The organism is Collinsella aerofaciens (assembly GCF_040920445.1).
GTDB lineage: Bacteria > Actinomycetota > Coriobacteriia > Coriobacteriales > Coriobacteriaceae > Collinsella > Collinsella aerofaciens_BH.
In genome coordinates this window covers 12,265-28,092 of the sequence record NZ_JBCOTQ010000027.1, presented here as the reverse complement: position 1 = coordinate 28,092, position 15,828 = coordinate 12,265, and the positions used below count along the sequence as shown (strand labels likewise).

The 15,828-nt window shown below is 60.4% G+C and carries 11 protein-coding genes; 6 read left to right on the top strand and 5 right to left on the bottom strand.

Translation table 11 applies throughout. The features are described from left to right. Positions 1-21 precede the first annotated feature (21 nt). The 5 genes from AB5405_RS05750 to AB5405_RS05730 form a co-directional block, all read right to left on the bottom strand. Positions 22-291: a metal-sensing transcriptional repressor gene (locus tag AB5405_RS05750; RefSeq protein WP_229077164.1), complete on the bottom strand. Its 270-nt coding sequence runs from the start codon at positions 289-291 to the stop codon at positions 22-24. 138 nt (positions 292-429) lie between these two features. After that, the gene (locus AB5405_RS05745) at positions 430-651 is read right to left on the bottom strand and encodes a heavy-metal-associated domain-containing protein (protein ID WP_195245914.1); all 222 of its coding nucleotides are present in this window, start codon (positions 649-651) and stop codon (positions 430-432) included. 152 nt (positions 652-803) lie between these two features. Then, positions 804-3,143 (bottom strand): heavy metal translocating P-type ATPase, encoded by a 2,340-nt coding sequence (locus AB5405_RS05740; RefSeq protein ID WP_368137851.1) that lies wholly within the window; start codon positions 3,141-3,143, stop codon positions 804-806. 411 nt (positions 3,144-3,554) lie between these two features. Beyond that, positions 3,555-5,639: a protein kinase domain-containing protein gene (locus tag AB5405_RS05735; RefSeq protein WP_368137850.1), complete on the bottom strand. Its 2,085-nt coding sequence runs from the start codon at positions 5,637-5,639 to the stop codon at positions 3,555-3,557. Positions 5,640-5,810: 171 nt separating this feature from the next. Continuing rightward, a complete protein-coding gene (locus tag AB5405_RS05730) occupies positions 5,811-6,773 on the bottom strand; it encodes an FHA domain-containing protein (RefSeq protein WP_368137849.1) in 963 nt (320 codons plus the stop codon). Positions 6,774-7,280: 507 nt separating this feature from the next. Here AB5405_RS05730 and AB5405_RS05725 point away from each other — a divergent pair. From AB5405_RS05725 to AB5405_RS05700, 6 genes are all read left to right on the top strand, one after another. After that, on the top strand, positions 7,281-9,530 hold the full coding sequence (locus tag AB5405_RS05725) for a DEAD/DEAH box helicase (protein ID WP_368137848.1): 2,250 nt from the start codon (positions 7,281-7,283) through the stop codon (positions 9,528-9,530). Between the two features lie 621 nt (positions 9,531-10,151). Further along, positions 10,152-10,913 (top strand): 4Fe-4S dicluster domain-containing protein, encoded by a 762-nt coding sequence (locus AB5405_RS05720; protein WP_368137847.1) that lies wholly within the window; start codon positions 10,152-10,154, stop codon positions 10,911-10,913. A gap of 343 nt (positions 10,914-11,256) precedes the next feature. Further along, positions 11,257-11,769, top strand: coding sequence for a PTS sugar transporter subunit IIA (locus AB5405_RS05715; protein WP_368137846.1), 513 nt, complete (start codon positions 11,257-11,259; stop codon positions 11,767-11,769). A gap of 18 nt (positions 11,770-11,787) precedes the next feature. Then, complete coding sequence (locus tag AB5405_RS05710; protein WP_368137845.1) at positions 11,788-12,642, top strand: PRD domain-containing protein; 855 nt, start codon at positions 11,788-11,790, stop codon at positions 12,640-12,642. A 99-nt stretch (positions 12,643-12,741) separates the two neighbouring features. Then, a complete protein-coding gene (locus AB5405_RS05705; protein WP_368137844.1) occupies positions 12,742-14,358 on the top strand; it encodes a PTS transporter subunit EIIC in 1,617 nt (538 codons plus the stop codon). A gap of 3 nt (positions 14,359-14,361) precedes the next feature. Further along, positions 14,362-15,744 carry a 6-phospho-alpha-glucosidase gene (locus AB5405_RS05700; RefSeq protein WP_368137843.1) on the top strand — a complete coding sequence of 461 codons (1,383 nt, stop codon included), beginning with the start codon at positions 14,362-14,364 and terminating at the stop codon, positions 15,742-15,744. Positions 15,745-15,828: the final 84 nt, after the last annotated feature.

The window sequence follows — 15,828 nt, the reverse complement described above, 5'->3', positions numbered from 1 at the left end:
GTCTGTCCCCAATGTCCCCAATTACTTGGAGAGCTTGTCGACGACGCGTTCGATCTCGGCGAGCTTGGCGGCTTTGAGGTCTTCGTCGCCCGATTCGATTGCCGAAGTCACGCAGCCCTCGATATGCGCCTTGAGCACGTCGGCGTTGATGCGCGCAATGAGCGCCTGTGTGGCCATGAGCTGCGTGGAAATATCGACGCAATAGCGGTCCTCATCGACCATCCGCAAGATGCCGTCGATCTGGCCGCGTGCCGTCTTGAGCATGCGGGTCACCGATTTATGGTCTGCCATCATGGCGGGTCCTCGTTTCTGGTCGATCTTCCGGATGCCCCCGTCAGTTGCGGTGAAATACGGACTGTTTAAAGGCCTAGGGCGGCTCAACAGTCCGTATTTCACCGCAACTTCTGAGGATTCAGTAGGCGGCGTCTGCTACGCGGCGGTCACGGATAGGGCGTGGAACTTCTCGCCGGCGTCCTCGACGGCGGCAGCGAGCTGCTCAGCGGTCACGGTGTCGGCGCACTCCACCTGTACGGTCTGAGTCTCGTGATCGGCGTCGGCGTCGGTCACGCCGGCAACGTTGAGCAGTGCCGTCTCGACAGTGGCGTCGCAGTGGCCGCACATAAGGCCGGAAGTCTTGATTGTGTAACGCATGGGTGTACTCCTTATCGATTGAGAATATCTGACAGTTTAGTCGTGAACAGCGTCATCTTAAAGGTGTGCTGAGGTGCCCGAGATTGCCCCGAAAGAGGAGCGAAGCGTACTTGGGTACGCGAGCGACGGTTTGAGGGGCAAGGTCGGGTGCTTCAGCGCGCCGTCTTGGGCTTAAAGGATTTCAGGCGCAGTGCATTGGACACGACGCACACGCTCGACAGGCTCATGGCCGCGGCGCCAAACATCGGCGAGAGCTGCCAACCGGTGAGGGGGAAGAACACGCCCGCCGCCAGCGGAATGCCGATGCCGTTGTAGAACAGCGCCCAGAACAGGTCCTGCTTGATGTTGCGAATTGTGGCGCGCGACAGCTCGATGGCACGGGCGACGTCCATGAGGTCGCTGCGCATGAGAACCACATCTGCCCCTTCTTTGGCGATGTCGGCGCCGGTACCGATGGCAAGGCCCACGTCGGCGCGCGCCAGGGCGGGGGAGTCGTTGATGCCGTCGCCCACCATGGCGACCTTGCTGCCCGCATCCTGCAGCTCGCGCACGTGGCGTTCCTTGTCGGCGGGGAGGACGTCGGCGATGACCTGCTCGCTGCTCAGTCCCACGCGGCGGGCGATCGCTTCGGCTGTCACGCGGTTGTCGCCGGTGAGCATGCGCACGTCGACGCCAAGCGAGCGCAGTGCGGCGATGGCCCCGGCGCTCGTCTCCTTGACCTCGTCCGCCACGGCGATGGTGCCGACAAGCTCGCCGTTCTTGGCAAAGAACAGTGGCGTCTTGCCCTCGGCCGCGAACTGTTCGGCAAGGCCGGCGGGAACCTTCACGCCCAGCTCGTCCATCAGACGCACGTTGCCGGCTGCAATGGCGTTTTGCCCCTCGTGCGCCGTAACGCCACGACCGGGCACGGCAGTAAAGTCTTCGACCATGCGCGCGACGATCCCGCGTGTCTCGCACTCGGCCATAATCGCCTCGGCCAGCGGGTGCTCGCTCGAGCGCTCCAGCGCGGCGGCCAGCTTGAGCAGCGCTTTTTCGCTCATGGCGGGCGAGCCGTCGGCGCGCGTGGCTACTACGATATCGGTCACAGCAGGCTTGCCGCGGGTGACCGTGCCCGTCTTATCGAGCACCACGGTACCTACGCTGCGCAGGTTCTCCAGCGCCTCGGCGCTCTTGAACAGAATGCCCATCTCGGCGCCCTTGCCGGTGCCGACCATAATGGCGACGGGCGTGGCCAGACCCAGCGCGCACGGGCAGCTGATCACCAGCACGGCCACGGCGGAGGTGAGCGCCTCGTTTATGCTGCCGGTCAGTGCCATCCACGCCGCAAAGGTCACGGCCGAGATCACGAACACCACGGGCACGAACACGCCGGCGACTTTGTCGGCCATGCGGGCGATAGGCGCCTTGGTGGCGTTGGCGTCCTCGACGAGCTGGATAATCTTGGCGAGCGACGTGTCGGCACCCACACGCGTGGCGCGGAAGGTAAACGAGCCCGTGCGGTTGACCGTGGCCGCATTGACAGTGTCGCCGGCGGTCTTCTCCACGGGAATGGATTCGCCGGTGAGCGCGCTTTCGTCCACGGCCGAGCTGCCCTCGAGCACCACGCCGTCAACGGGGATGGACTCGCCGGGGCGCACACGCAGCACCTGGCCGGGCAGAATGGCATCGACGTCGACGGTGGCCTCGCTGCCGTCCTCTGCCACGACGGTCGCGGTCTTGGGTGCCAAGTCGATGAGCGCCTCGATAGCGCCGCCGGTCTTGGACTTGCTGCGCGTCTCGAGGTATTTGCCCACGGTGACGAGCGACAGGATGGTGCCAGCGCTCTCAAAATACAGGTTGTCCATGCTCGTCATCATGGCCTCGTGCACCTGACCTGCGGCTAGCTGGTCGGCCATGATGAACATGGCGTAGAGCGACCAGGCGATGGAGGCGGTGGCGCCCACGGCAATAAGGGCGTCCATGGTGGGCGCGCCGTGCGCGAGCGATTTAATCCCGTTGATAAAGTACGCGTCGTTGACGTAGACGATGGGGATGAGCAGGACGAGCTCGGTGAGCGCGAGTGTCATGCTGTGGGTATGGTCGGTGAAAATACCGGGCAGCGGCCAGCCGAGCATGTGCCCCATGCCTATGTAGAACAGTGGGATGAGGAATACGATCGAGATGATGAGGCGGGTGCGCATGGCGGAGGCGGCGGCCTCCAGCTTTTTGGTGGGCGACTCCATATGGGCGGCGCCGGACCTGGCTTGCGTACTGCCGTTTTGGGAGGCGTCGATGCCCGTGCTGACGGGCGAGGCCGAGTAGCCCGCGCGGTCGACAGCGGTGCAGATGTCGTCGGGGGAGACCTGCGCAGGGTCGTAGTCCACCAGCATAGAGCCGGCGAGTAGATTGACCGCGACACTTTGGACGCCGTCGAGTTTGCTGACGGCACGGTCCACGTGCGCTTGGCACGCGGCGCACGTCATGCCGCCCACGTCAAACTTATCTTGAGCCATGGCTTCTCCTTTCTGTGGTTCGGTGTTGGAATTGTTAACCTGCTGATACTATACACCCATACCCCCTGGGGGTGTACAGTACAGAAAGAAATGTATGACATTTCGTTACAGATGAGGATAGTTGGTTGGCCGATGGACCGTCCCAACCAATCATCTCAATCTGTAACGTCTGGACCGGTTTTTGAACCATAGCTGTTACAGATTTAGACAAACATTTCAGCCGAAAACTAACGTCTCGATCTGTAACAACTAGACCCCGTTTTACCGAGTATTTGTTACAGATCAAGACAAACAGTTGGCAGGAAACTCAATGTCTCGTTCTGTAACATCTAGCAGCAAATATGACCTCTAACTGTTACAGATCGAGACAATTGCCGGGGAGGGGTCCCGTCACGGCAAGACGCCCGCTCTCTAGATACAGAATCCGGGGATCACACAGGTTCGTTTGTTTGGCTTGTCCGCAGGCGTTGCGTACGTAAAGGCGTCGCCGTCGTGGCCCACGCGATTCAAATAGAGTGTGCCTCCACTCTCCGATGAGTCGGGGCTCACCGTGCGCTCCCACCAGCAGGTGTCCTTGCCCTTCCACTGACGGACCATCGTCTCGTTCGTGGAATACGGGCTCACCTTGAGCTCGCGGAAGAGTTGGTACTCCTTGCCCTCGCTGTTGTAGATGTCTGCCAGGTAGTGATAGTCCTCGGCAAACGAATCGGGCGGTTGCGTACCGCACAGCTCGACCATGGCGGGCAGCCAAAGGGTTGCGGGCAACTCGCTCAGACACGATGCACTGTTGGCGGCGCCCACATTGTTCGAGACCTTCTTGACCCCTTTAATGAGCGCGCGCAACTCGTTGGGTAGCAGCTTAAGGCCGTCGCCGTTGAGCCATTCCCGCAGCTCGCAATCTGCCCAGCCGGCGCTCGGCGGTTCAGCTGCAGCGTTGCGCTCGGCAATACCCGCGTCGAACATAAACGTCAGCCCGGCCTTGCCCGTACCGTCTAGAAGCTCGTCGTGGCGGATACCCACAAGCTGCGCGCCAACCTGCAGCCCGTTGGTGAGCGTGACACGTTTGGTACACGGATAGGGGATATGCCCATCGGCATCGAGCAGGTGATAGCGCTTGGCAATCTCGCGTGCCTCGCTACGGGTCTCGGCGGCCTTAATCTTGAGCGAAATCTCCTGCAGCTGATCCCAGGTGTAGTCGTCAAGCGAACCGCGGATGCCATCCAGGTAGTCGGGGATGCCAAAGCCATGGGTCGCCGCCCCAATGACGCTGAGCCCCGCAACGGCTGCAACGACGCCACCGATAATAAACCGGCGGCGGGTCATGGCATCGTGCCGGGCCTGTTCCAGGATCTCTCGCGCGCGCTCGCCGGCGACGTCGACCTTAAGGTGCGTACCGGAGTCGATGTCGATTGCGGCGTCACTGCCCGCGCCCTCGCGGCCCTCGGATTCGGCATCGGTGAGGTATGCCGAGAGCACCTCGAGCATCTGCTGCTCGGTGGGACGATCGCACTGCTCGACTGAGAGACCCTTCATGATGATTTGGACGAGCGCTTCATCGCCCTCGCAGCGCGGCTCGAGCGGTGCCGGCTTGGTCTTGGTCTTTACGAGATAGAACGAGCCGGTTGCAGCGGCGTCCGTCGACTCAAAGTCAAACGGTTTGCGACCGCTGTAGAGCTGGTACAGAATGCTCGAAAGCGCATAGACGTCGATTGCCGGCGAACGGCGAAGGGCCGCGATGCCTTCGATATCCTGCGTGAGCATCTCGGGCGCGGCGTATGCGGGCGTGGCAAAACGCCAGATGTCGGCGCGCCGGGTGATCGTGTCGTCGCCGAGAGCCATGGTCGCGGAGCCCATGTCGATGAGGCAGGGGTCAAAGGAGCAATCGGCAATCTGCTGCTCGAGCGTTCGGCTGGTGGTGCGGAACATGATATTGGCAGGCGACAGGTCGCGATGGATGACCGGATTCACGAGGCCTTGGGTCATCAAGAGCGCACGAAGCACGGCGTTTCCGACGGCGGCGACCATCTGGGTGGTCAGCCCGCCCGAGGCGTCGTGCGGAAGCAGGGGCAGCGCCTGCTTGAGCGAGGTGCCCTCGACCCACTCCATGAGGATGAGCGGGTCATCCTCACACGAGCCGTAGCCATAGACGCGCGGAAATCCGCGCAGGTGCGAGACGGTACACAGATGACGGTACTCCTCGAACAGCGCAGCGGTGTTGGCCAGGTGCGCGGCCGATTGCTCGGCGGAGCGGTCGGGGGCTTGGCCGGAAAGGATAGCGTTGTCCTTGAGTAGCTTGACGGCAAAGACCTCGCCGCTCGTGTTGGTCGCGCGCAGCACGTGCCCGATGTTGCCGTTGTTGCGGTGGGCCGTCTGGAGAATAAGCGTCATAAACCGACGTTTGGCGTCGTCCTCGGCGCTGGGGTCGACCGCCACGGCGGTATCGAACGTATCGAGACGGATGAGTTTGTCGCCATAGGCGCTATCGGTAGTATCCATGGCGTTCCTTTGTCTGGCATGGGTTGCCGCACGTATACGTGAGCAGTGCGGATATCGGTAAAGTACCATGATAGCCGCACTGCCCACGTATACCGCTGAGCATTGTCGTTTACGACGCAGAAGGTAGAAGACGAAAGACGGACGGCGACCGTCTTTCGATCGCCGTCCGCGCTAGTCCACAATGACAAGGAATGTCGTGTAGAGACCCAGATGGAGCCTGTCGCTGTTTTCGATTTCCACTGGGGGATAGATCTTGCCGGGCTCGCGTTGGTCGCGCGGCGGCTCAATCACAATATCGCCGTTGCCTGCACCCGATTCGAGTACCGTGCCGTTGGTCGATCCAAGGCCCTGGGCGTACCAGTGCTCACCCTCAAGCCAAATGCGAAGATGCTCGCGCGATGCGTCGGCGCCCACATCGGTGATGCTGGGCGAGGTTTTGGGCAAAGAACCAATCACGGTGCCGCGCGGATCGCGTGTGAGGGGATGGATTTGCATGTCGGCGCAGTTGTCGGCATGGGTTCTGAGCAGACCGAGGTTGGGGGCGACGGTGCGCGGCTGCTCCAGACTGCTCATAAAGCCACGTCCGACGGTAGTTTCGGTGGTGCCAAAGTGCCCGCCCGTCTTGCTGTCGCAAAAGCGCTCGACGGTGGCCACGCCCTGAACGGGGTCGGCGAGCGCCCCCGTTGCCACAAAGAGCATAAGGTAAAGCGTGCTTTTCTCGCGCACGGCATTGCCGTCAAAGTTGTCGATACGATTGAGGGCATTTGCATATAGGCGGCTGTCCAGTTTGTAGCTGGCGAGAGCCGACATCATTTCGTTGGCGGCCGGACCGCGATAGTGCTCGGCGATTGCCCGATAGGCGGACTCGCCGCCGCCGAGCTTGCTGCAGATTGCCGAGGAAAGGTTGAGCGTGGTGACGGCAAAGTCGCTGTAGATGGAGGGCGCGCACTGGTCAGGCTTGCGATGGACGATGTAACGGGTGAGATACGAGCGGTTGGAAGAGCATTTCTCGAGCAGGGTACTGCCGAGATAAGAGTTTCCATTGATGAGCATTCGGGCGATCTCGAGATGTTTAAGACCGCCGAACGAGCGAATATCGTTATAGAGGACCGAGCAAGGCGTCTCTGCTGCCACGGATACCTCCTTTGATTGCTTCCTAGCCAATATGGCGATAGGAATTAATGGCCCCCGGTGGGCGACGTATTAAATGGCTGCGCAATATATAGCGTAACCAAAGCAACATTATAGGCCACATGTTCGAAATTGCAGGAAGCCTGAGAGATTTGGTTTGGACTGGACGGAAGTCCCCCTCTGTCTTGTTCTGTAACATTTGGACCCGGTTTTGCCCTGCATCTGTTACAGATTGAGACAATCAGCCGGGCCCACCTCGTCCGCCTCGTCATCTGTGGTTTACGTGGGGGCATACGGAGTGCGGGTATACTAACCGGCGGCGAATCTGCTCCATCGCTTAGAGCTGCTGCGTCTGGACGGCGCGTGATAGGGCTGCCAAAGCGATCGCCAGCGTGCTGAGCAACGTCCTCTCTGTGCGCACCCGTTTTTGTATGTATTAGCGCACTACCAAGCACGCCCGCGCGGCCGCATGCCGTGCCCATAGCGCGTGCAGATAAGGAACAACAACATATGCGTAATTCTGTATCTGACGTCACGGACGCCGAGATTCTGGACGAGACCCGCGAGGCCATGACCCAGGCTGCCTTCGATGCCGCCGATGAGGCCAATGCTGCCCAGGCCGTCGAGTCCGCTACCGAGAGCCTGCCCGCCTTTGACGAGCTGGGGCTTTCCGACGAGATGCTTCGTGCTATCGAGAACCTGGGCTACACGGCGCCGACGCCCGTGCAGGCCGGCTCCATCCCCGTGGTGCTCGAGGGCCGCGACCTGCTTGCCGCCGCTCAGACCGGCACCGGCAAGACGGCCGCCTTTTTGCTGCCGACCATGAACAATCTGGAGCACATCGCTCCTCCCAAACCCGTGCGCGAGCGCGGCGGCCGCAACCGTCGTCGCGGTGCTAAAAAGCCCGAGGGCAACGGTCGCGGCCCCGTGATGCTCGTCATCACCCCCACGCGCGAGCTTGCCCAGCAGATTGATGAGGTCGCAAGCAAAATCGCCGACGTCACCGGCCATGTTGCCGTGACCGTCGTGGGCGGTGTGAGCTACAAGCCGCAGACCGCGGCACTCAAGTACGGCTGCGATATCCTGGTCGCCACGCCGGGCCGTCTGGTCGACCTGATCGAGCAGGGTGCCTGCCACCTGGATGAGGTTAAGGTCCTGGTGCTCGACGAGGCCGATCGCATGCTCGACATGGGCTTTTTGCCCGCCGTCCGCCGCATTGTGCGCGAGACGCCGGCCGAGCGTCAGACACTGCTGTTCTCGGCGACCCTCGACGAGGAGGCCGTGGGTGAGATCACCGACCTGGTGAGCGACCCGGCCCGCGTGGAGATCGCGCCCGCCACGTCGACCGCCGACACCGTCGACCAGTTTGTGTTCCCGGTGTCCATCGAGGCCAAGAACAACCTGCTGCCCGAGTTCCTCAAAAAGGAGGGCCCGGAGCGCACCATCGTCTTTATGCGTACCAAGCACCGTGCCGACAGCTGCTGCCGTCGTCTAGAGCGCAAGGGCATCAAGGCCGCCGCGATTCACGGCAACCGCAGCCAGGCCCAGCGCGAGCGCGCGCTTTCTGCCTTCCGCGACGGCACCGTCGACGTGCTGGTGGCAACCGATGTTCTCGCCCGCGGCATCGACATCAGCGACGTGCGCTACGTCGTGAACTTTGACGTGCCGGCCGAGCCGACCGACTACATCCACCGCATTGGCCGCACGGGCCGCGCCGGCGAGCTGGGCTGGGCCATCACGTTTGTGACCGAGCAGGACGTGGACGAGTTCTACGAGATCGAGAAGCTCATGGACAAGACCGCCGACATCTACGAGGCCGGCGACCTGCATGTGGGGCCCAATCCGCCCGCGATTGACCCCGAGCGCGACCCTGCGGCCTTTAAGGTGAAGAAGAAGACCAAGCGCGGCAAGTCCAAGAGCAAGAAGAAGCTTGAGCAGGCACGTCGCGACGGCAAACGCAACGGCGACGATTACGGCGATGTGGCTGGTCGCTCCAACCGCGGTCGCGACGAGCGCCGTGGCGATGGCGAGCGTCCGAGCCGTCCCAAGCGCGGCGGTAAGACCCGCGTGCGCGAGGGCGTTCAGGCTCGCGTGGACGAGGCCGTGGAGAGCGTGGCCCGCGAGGTTGCTGCTGAGGAGCGCGGCGGTGCTGGTGTCGTTGAGCAGGCCCCGCGCGGCAACCGTGCCGAGCGCCGTGCCAAGCAGTTCCAGGGCGAGGCGCATCGCCGTCGTCGTGAGGACGAGGACCGTGGCGGCCGTCGTCGTGTTGAGCGCGAGGACGAGGGCCGCGGTTCGCGCGGCGGCAAGCGCGGTTCGGGTGACCGTCGTCGCTCCGGTCGTAATGACGAGCGCGGTGGCCGTGATGAGCGCCGTGGCGGCGAGGGCCGTGGTGAGCGTGGTGCCCGCGGCGGTGAGTCCCGTGGCGGCAAGCGCTTTGAAGAGCGCGGTAGCCGCGGCGGCGAGCGTCGCGAGGGTGCTCGCGGCAATGGCGGCCGCGGCGGCGCTGGTCGTTCTAACGAGTCGCGCGATCGTCGTGACCCGCGTGCCAGCCGCGATCGTCGCGATGACTGGCGCAACTACGACGATACCCGCGAGGAGCGTCGTGGTGGCTATCGTGGTGGTCGTGGCGGCAACCAGACCGGCTCCCGTGGCGGCCGTGCCGGCGGTCGCGATAACCGTGGCAGCTATGGCAACAGCCGTGGCGGCAAGCGCGGCGGCAGCTCCCGTCGCCCCGGTGACGGCGGCGGCAAGCGCAAGTAACATACGCATCGCCCGCTAGAGCGAGGTGAACCAAGGGCCCCGAGCAACTACGTTCGGGGCCCTTTTTGTTTGCCGTATCCGATCGCTAGTTCAAATGTGATTTCCTCGGGAATGCATCTAGAGGATGCCGTGGGCCTGTTTCCTGCCATGCGGCAATGGGTCCCATGGGGTGCTCCGTGCATTTTTTGGAGTATTCAGCAGTTCGAGCTGTCTGCATATGATTCGACGTCGCCAACGGTGGCCTTCGGATATCCCTGGCGAGCGTTCTGAGTCAGATTTCACCGTTTTCCGGAGCAGGGGCGCGTTATTCTCGCCATGTCGGGACTTAAAATGATACGGCGCCCTACAGTTTTGCCCACCCGCGGCGGTGCTGGCGCGGTCACGTTGCAGAATACTCCGTTTTTTGCACGGGCCAGGATGGGGTACCTCGGGAAAACACGGCGGTATCCCGTAAATATATACAATCTGTACCGTAATTTATACAAAACGAAGAGGCAGACAGCGTAGGGTGGGTGCATTGGGGTGCTTGGCGCATCAAAACGGGCTCCCCACGTGCCGTATACTCTGGCTGGATGTGAAAGCGGCTTGACGCGTTGCCAGGCGTAGGGGGAGGGTGTCTAGATGAACGTATTCGAAATTGTGTTTAGTCCGACGGGCGGAACGCGGAAGGTGTCTGGCCTTGTGGCCGGGGCACTGGGCAAGAATACCGTTACCGTCGATTTGACCGATAGCGGGCTAGATTTCAGCGCTGTCTCGATGACTAAGGACGACGTGGCCGTAATCTCTGTGCCGGCGTATGCCGGTAGAATCCCGGCTGTGGTGGCTGACCGGTTGGGCATGGTGCGAGGCAACGGGGCTCGGGCAGTTTTGGTTTGTGTATACGGAAACCGCGCGTTTGAGGACACGCTCGTAGAGCTGGAGGACGTTGCGAAGCATGCGGGATTCCGGGTGATCACGGCAGTTGCGGCCATTGCAGAACATTCCATTGCGCGACAGTTTGCTGCCGGTCGTCCGGATGTGCAGGATGCGGCGCAGCTCGCAGAGTTTGCGCAGCAAATTCAGCAAAAGCTGTTGGCTGAGGATGCGTCCGAGCCCTCTATCCCCGGCAATCGTCCTTATAAACAAGCTGGAGGTCACCGCATGGCACCCGAGGCAACAGAGGATTGCGTCTCCTGCGGTGCATGCGCCGCGGCGTGCCCCGTTTGTGCTATCGACAAGGGTGACCCCAAACGAGCAGCTGGCGAGGCGTGCATCTCCTGCATGCGCTGCATTGCCGTATGTCCGCGAGGTGCTCGCAAGCTTGATCCCAACAAACTATCCGCTGTTTCCCAGATGCTGAGCAAGGTTCGCGTCGTGCGGAAGGAATGCGAGCTCTTCATCTAGCGCATACGAAATTGGTGCAATGGGACCAGGTTAATCTGCACCAACCTGGTGCAAACAAACCTGTCCCCAATGCACCAGAGTGAGGAGTGTCCCCGAGTGCCGGCAGAAAAGGAACGTCCCTAAGTGCCGCTTAAATACCGTTTATCGGAGAAAAAATACCGTTCGCCGGTCATAATGATTGTTCCGGCTTTGGGCTTGTCTACAATAACCGCCGTAAAAGAAATGCGGAAGGTTACCGAGTCCCCTCGGACGTGGGCCTAACCAAAGTCTTTGAACGGGTGTGTCTCAATGGGCGCATTCGATTGATTTTGGTTGGGCTATATTTATGAAGGGACATGCCATCATGGGTTTCTTTTCACGCCTTATGGGTGGCTCGGATAAGCAGGCGACTGCGACTTCCGAGTTCGAAATCCTCGCTCCCGTTTCCGGCGAGCTTGTTAATCTAGAAAATACCAATGACCCCGCTTTTAGCAGCCGTGCAGTGGGCGATGGCGTTGCCGTGGTTCCCCAAGAGGGAACGGTGTGCGCTCCTGTTTCTGGCACCGTCGCGGCGCTGTTTCCGACTGAGCACGCGCTGGGCATCATGTCCGACGACAGCTCTGCTCAGGTGATGCTGCATATCGGAATCGACACTGTTAAACTTGAGGGCAAGGGCTTCCATGCGCTTGTTGCCCAGGGTGACCATGTCGACGCGGGCCAGCCCCTCGTCGAGGTCGATTTCGACGTGGTTCGCGCTGCCGGCTTTGATCCCACGGTCTTCGTTATCGTGTGCGAGCGTTCGGAGAACTCGACTCTTCGTGAGCATGCTTCCGGCCCTGTTGCTGTTAAAGAGCCTGTCGTCTGGCTTTCCGAGTAAATTCTTGTGGTGGGTACCGTGGTTATCAAGCGAGTTTTTAACAACAACGTCGCAATGGTCACTTCGGACGATGGCTCCGAGCTCATCGTCATCGGTCGAGGCCTCTGCTTTGGTCGCCATGCCGGCGATGCCATCGATGAGACGTCGGTCGAAAAGACCTACGCGTTGCAGGAGGGAACTTCTCAGGATTCGCGTACGATTGACCGCTTGGCACATCTTTTGGAGTCCATCCCCACCGTCAACCTCGTGATTTCCGAGGACATCGTTCAGATGCTCCGTCGAGAGCTCAATGTTGATATCAACGACAAGATTCTCATTGCTCTCGCAGACCATATCAGCCTTGCTTTGGAGCGCGAGCGCAAGGGCGTCTCCTGTGAGAATCCGTTGCTGCTCGAGATCCAGCAGTTCTATCGCAAGGAGTATGCACTTGCGGGCCGTGCGCTGCAGATTATCAAGGAGTATATGGGCATCCAGATGAGCGAAGAAGAGCAGGGTTTCATTACGCTGCATATCGTCAACGCCACCATGCCGCAACGCTCCGATCGTCTGATCGTTTCGGTCCAGCTTGTTCGCGACGTGCTCGCGATTGTTTCCGAGCGCTATGCTACGACCCTCGACGACACCTCGTTGCCTTACGAACGCTTCGTTCGTCACCTGCAGTTTTTCGCGCAGCGAGCGCTCGATCCTACGGCCGGGCAAATCAGCGGAGACGCACTGTTCCGAATCGATGAAACGGCGTATCCGTGCGCATTCTCGTGCGCGGATGCCATAGCCGCCCACTTGTCGTCTACCTATAACGTTGTCGTTACCGATGCCGAGAAGAGCTATCTCGCATATCACATTGTTAACCTGCTTGGAGAACCTGGTCTCTAGGCATAACGTGCCCACACATCGATTGATATAAGGCAAGGCTCACGGTCTTGTCCAGGGCACATCTGTCTTAATTTGCGGAAAAGGAAAGGGAGTACCGCTATGACCGCAAAAAAGAAGTTCAATTTCAAAGCGCCGTTGGAGGTGTTCGCGAAGTCGATCGTCCAGCCGATGATGTATCTCTCGGTTGCCGGCATCCTGCTCATCGTGGGCATCATTCTGACCAACAAGACCATCTGCGCTTTGGTCCCCGTACTGGGCTCCGGTCCGTTCCAGCTTGTGGGCGCCGTTGTCTATCAGTCGCTGATGTTTATCATCAACAACCTTTCGATTCTGTTCTGCGTTGGCATCGCCGGCGCCATGGCAAAAAAGAACAAGGGCCATGCTTCGCTGATCGCCCTGATGTCGTTCTTCCTGTTCCTGCAGGCTAACAACATCGTGCTCAACGCCACCGGCTCTCTTGCCGATGCGAGTGGCATGCTCGGTCTTACCGGAACCGGTCAGGCCACCGTTATGGGCATTCAGGTGCTCGATACCGGCGTGTTTGGCGGCATCATCCTTGGTTGCATCACCGGTGCCGTGTTCAACAAGTACTCGAACAAGCAGTTCCCCATTGCCCTTTCGATGTTCTCGGGCGTTCGCTTCCCGTTCCTGATCATGATCATCATTTCCTGGATCATGGGCGCAGGCTTCTGCATCGTTTGGCCTCCTGTCCAGGGCGCCATTTCCTCCGTCGCCGGCATTATTAAGGAATCCGGCAACATCGGCCTCTTCATCTATGGCATGCTCAACAAGCTGCTCGTTCCCACCGGTCTGCACCACCTCATCTACACCCCGTTCCAGTTCTCCGATGTGGGCGGCACCCTTACGCTGGGTGATCAGGTTATCGCCGGCGCCTATCCCATCCGTGTTGCCGAGATGGCAATGACGGGTCAGCCCTTCTTCGATAGCACCTACTTCAACAGCTATACCTTCAACAACCTGTGGCCCTACATCGGCATCGGTCTCGCCTTTATCGTCACCGCTTACAAGGGGAACAAGGACAAGACCAAGGCTGTCATTATCCCGCTGATCATCACCGCTGTGCTCTCCTGCGTGACCGAGCCCATGGACTTCCTCTTTGTCTTTGCCGCTCCCGTGCTCTTTGTCGTTCACTCGGTTCTTTCCGGCATCTTCCTGGTCCTGCTCAAGGTCCTCTCCGTGCCCGCTTCGACTGCAGGCGGCATCATCAACATCGTGGTTTCCAACCTGGTCCTCGGTGTCGATAAGACCAACTGGCCGGTTATGTTGGTGCTCGGAGTCGTCAACGCCGCGCTGTACTTCTTCCTCTTCACCTTCCTCATCAAGAAGCTCAACCTCCACACGCCTGGTCGCGAGGAGGAGTCCGAGCTTGCTGAGTCCGTTGCCGAGGGCGAGGCCGCCGCGTCTGTCGCGGTGAAGCAGGGTGCTGTTGCCGCGGCTCCCGCAGAGGGCGTCGATGCGGGCATTGCCGACCTGGTCGCAGGTCTTGGCGGCAAGGACAACATCGAGGAGCTCGAGAACTGCTTTACGCGTCTCCGCGTGAACGTTAAGAACCCGGACCTCATCGATGAGAACCTCATCAACCACGTGCCCAACAGCGGCATCAACCGCAACGGCAATAATATCCAGATCATCTTTGGCATGAAGGTCGCCGAGATGCGCGACAAGGTCGAAAACGCAATTGAGAAGGAGCAGTAAACAATGATCATTACTCTGTGTGGTGGCGGATCCACCTTTACCCCCGGCATCGTCAAGTCCATCGCCCTGCGCAAGGACGAGCTCGACGTTGACGAGATTCGTCTGTACGACATCAACGAGGAGCGCCAGCGCAAGATCGGCGTGCTCGTGGACTGGATTTTGCACGAGGACCTCGGCCTGGACATCAAGCTCACGGTGACCACCGACAAAAAGACGGCTTTTACCGACGCCAGCTTCGTGTTTGCCCAGATGCGCGTGGGCGGCTACGCCATGCGCGAGCAGGACGAGAAGATTCCGCTGCGTCACGGCTGCGTGGGTCAGGAGACCTGCGGTTGCGGCGGCCTTGCCTATGGCATACGCACTATCTTCCCCATGGTCGAGCTGATCGATGACGTTGAGAAGTACGCCAAGAAGGACTACTGGATTCTCAACTACTCCAACCCTGCCGCCATCGTTTCCGAGGGCTGCCGCGTGCTGCGTCCCAACGCTCGCATCATCAACATCTGCGACATGCCGATCGCAATCATCGACGTGGTTTGCGCCGCGCTCGATATCGACAAGAAGGATGTCGAGTACGATTACTTTGGCCTCAACCACTTTGGTTGGTTCACTTCGATTCGCCACAAGGGCGAGGAGGTGCTCCCGCAGCTGCGCGAGTATATCAAGGAGCATGAGATCCTGCTGCCCGATTCCTACCTCAAGGGCATGGGCTCGCTCATGGCAAAGAAGCCCGAGGAGGCCACCGACGAGCACCCCGAGCAGAACCGCCACACTAAGGGCAGCTGGTACTACGTCTGGAAGGGCGAGTACGAGATCCTGGAGTGCTTCCCGGAGTACCTGCCCAACACGTATCTGAACTACTACCTGCAGCAGAAGGAGTTCGTCGAGCATTCCAACCCCGAGCGCACCCGTGCTAACGAGGTTGAGGAGACGCGCGAGAAGAACCTCTTCGACGGCATCGACCACTACGAGAAGACCGGCGAGATCGACGAGAGCACGTTCTATGCGGGCAGCCACGGCGACTGGATTGCCGACCTGGCTATCGCTCTGAAGAACGATACCAAGCAGCGCTTCCTGGTCATTTGCGAGAACAAGGGCGCTATCCCCAACATGCCCTACGACGCTATGGTCGAGCTGCCTGCCTACATTGGCAAGAACGGCCCCGAGGTCATCAGCCGTGACAACATTCCTCTGTTCCAGCAAGGCCTCATGATGCAGCAGCTGAACTCCGAGAAGCTCGTGGTCGAGGCCACGATCGAGGGTTCGTACGAGAAGGCGCTCAAGGCCTTCACGCTCAACAAGACCGTGCCGTCGATGAAGGTCGCCAAGGAAGTTCTCGACGACATGATCGAGGCCAACAAGGGTTACTGGCCCGAGCTTAAGTAAAAGCAACAGGGTCGCTGGCCGCATACCATGAGCAATGCCCCGTCCACGTGATTGCGTGGGCGGGGCATTGTCATTTGGTAACGC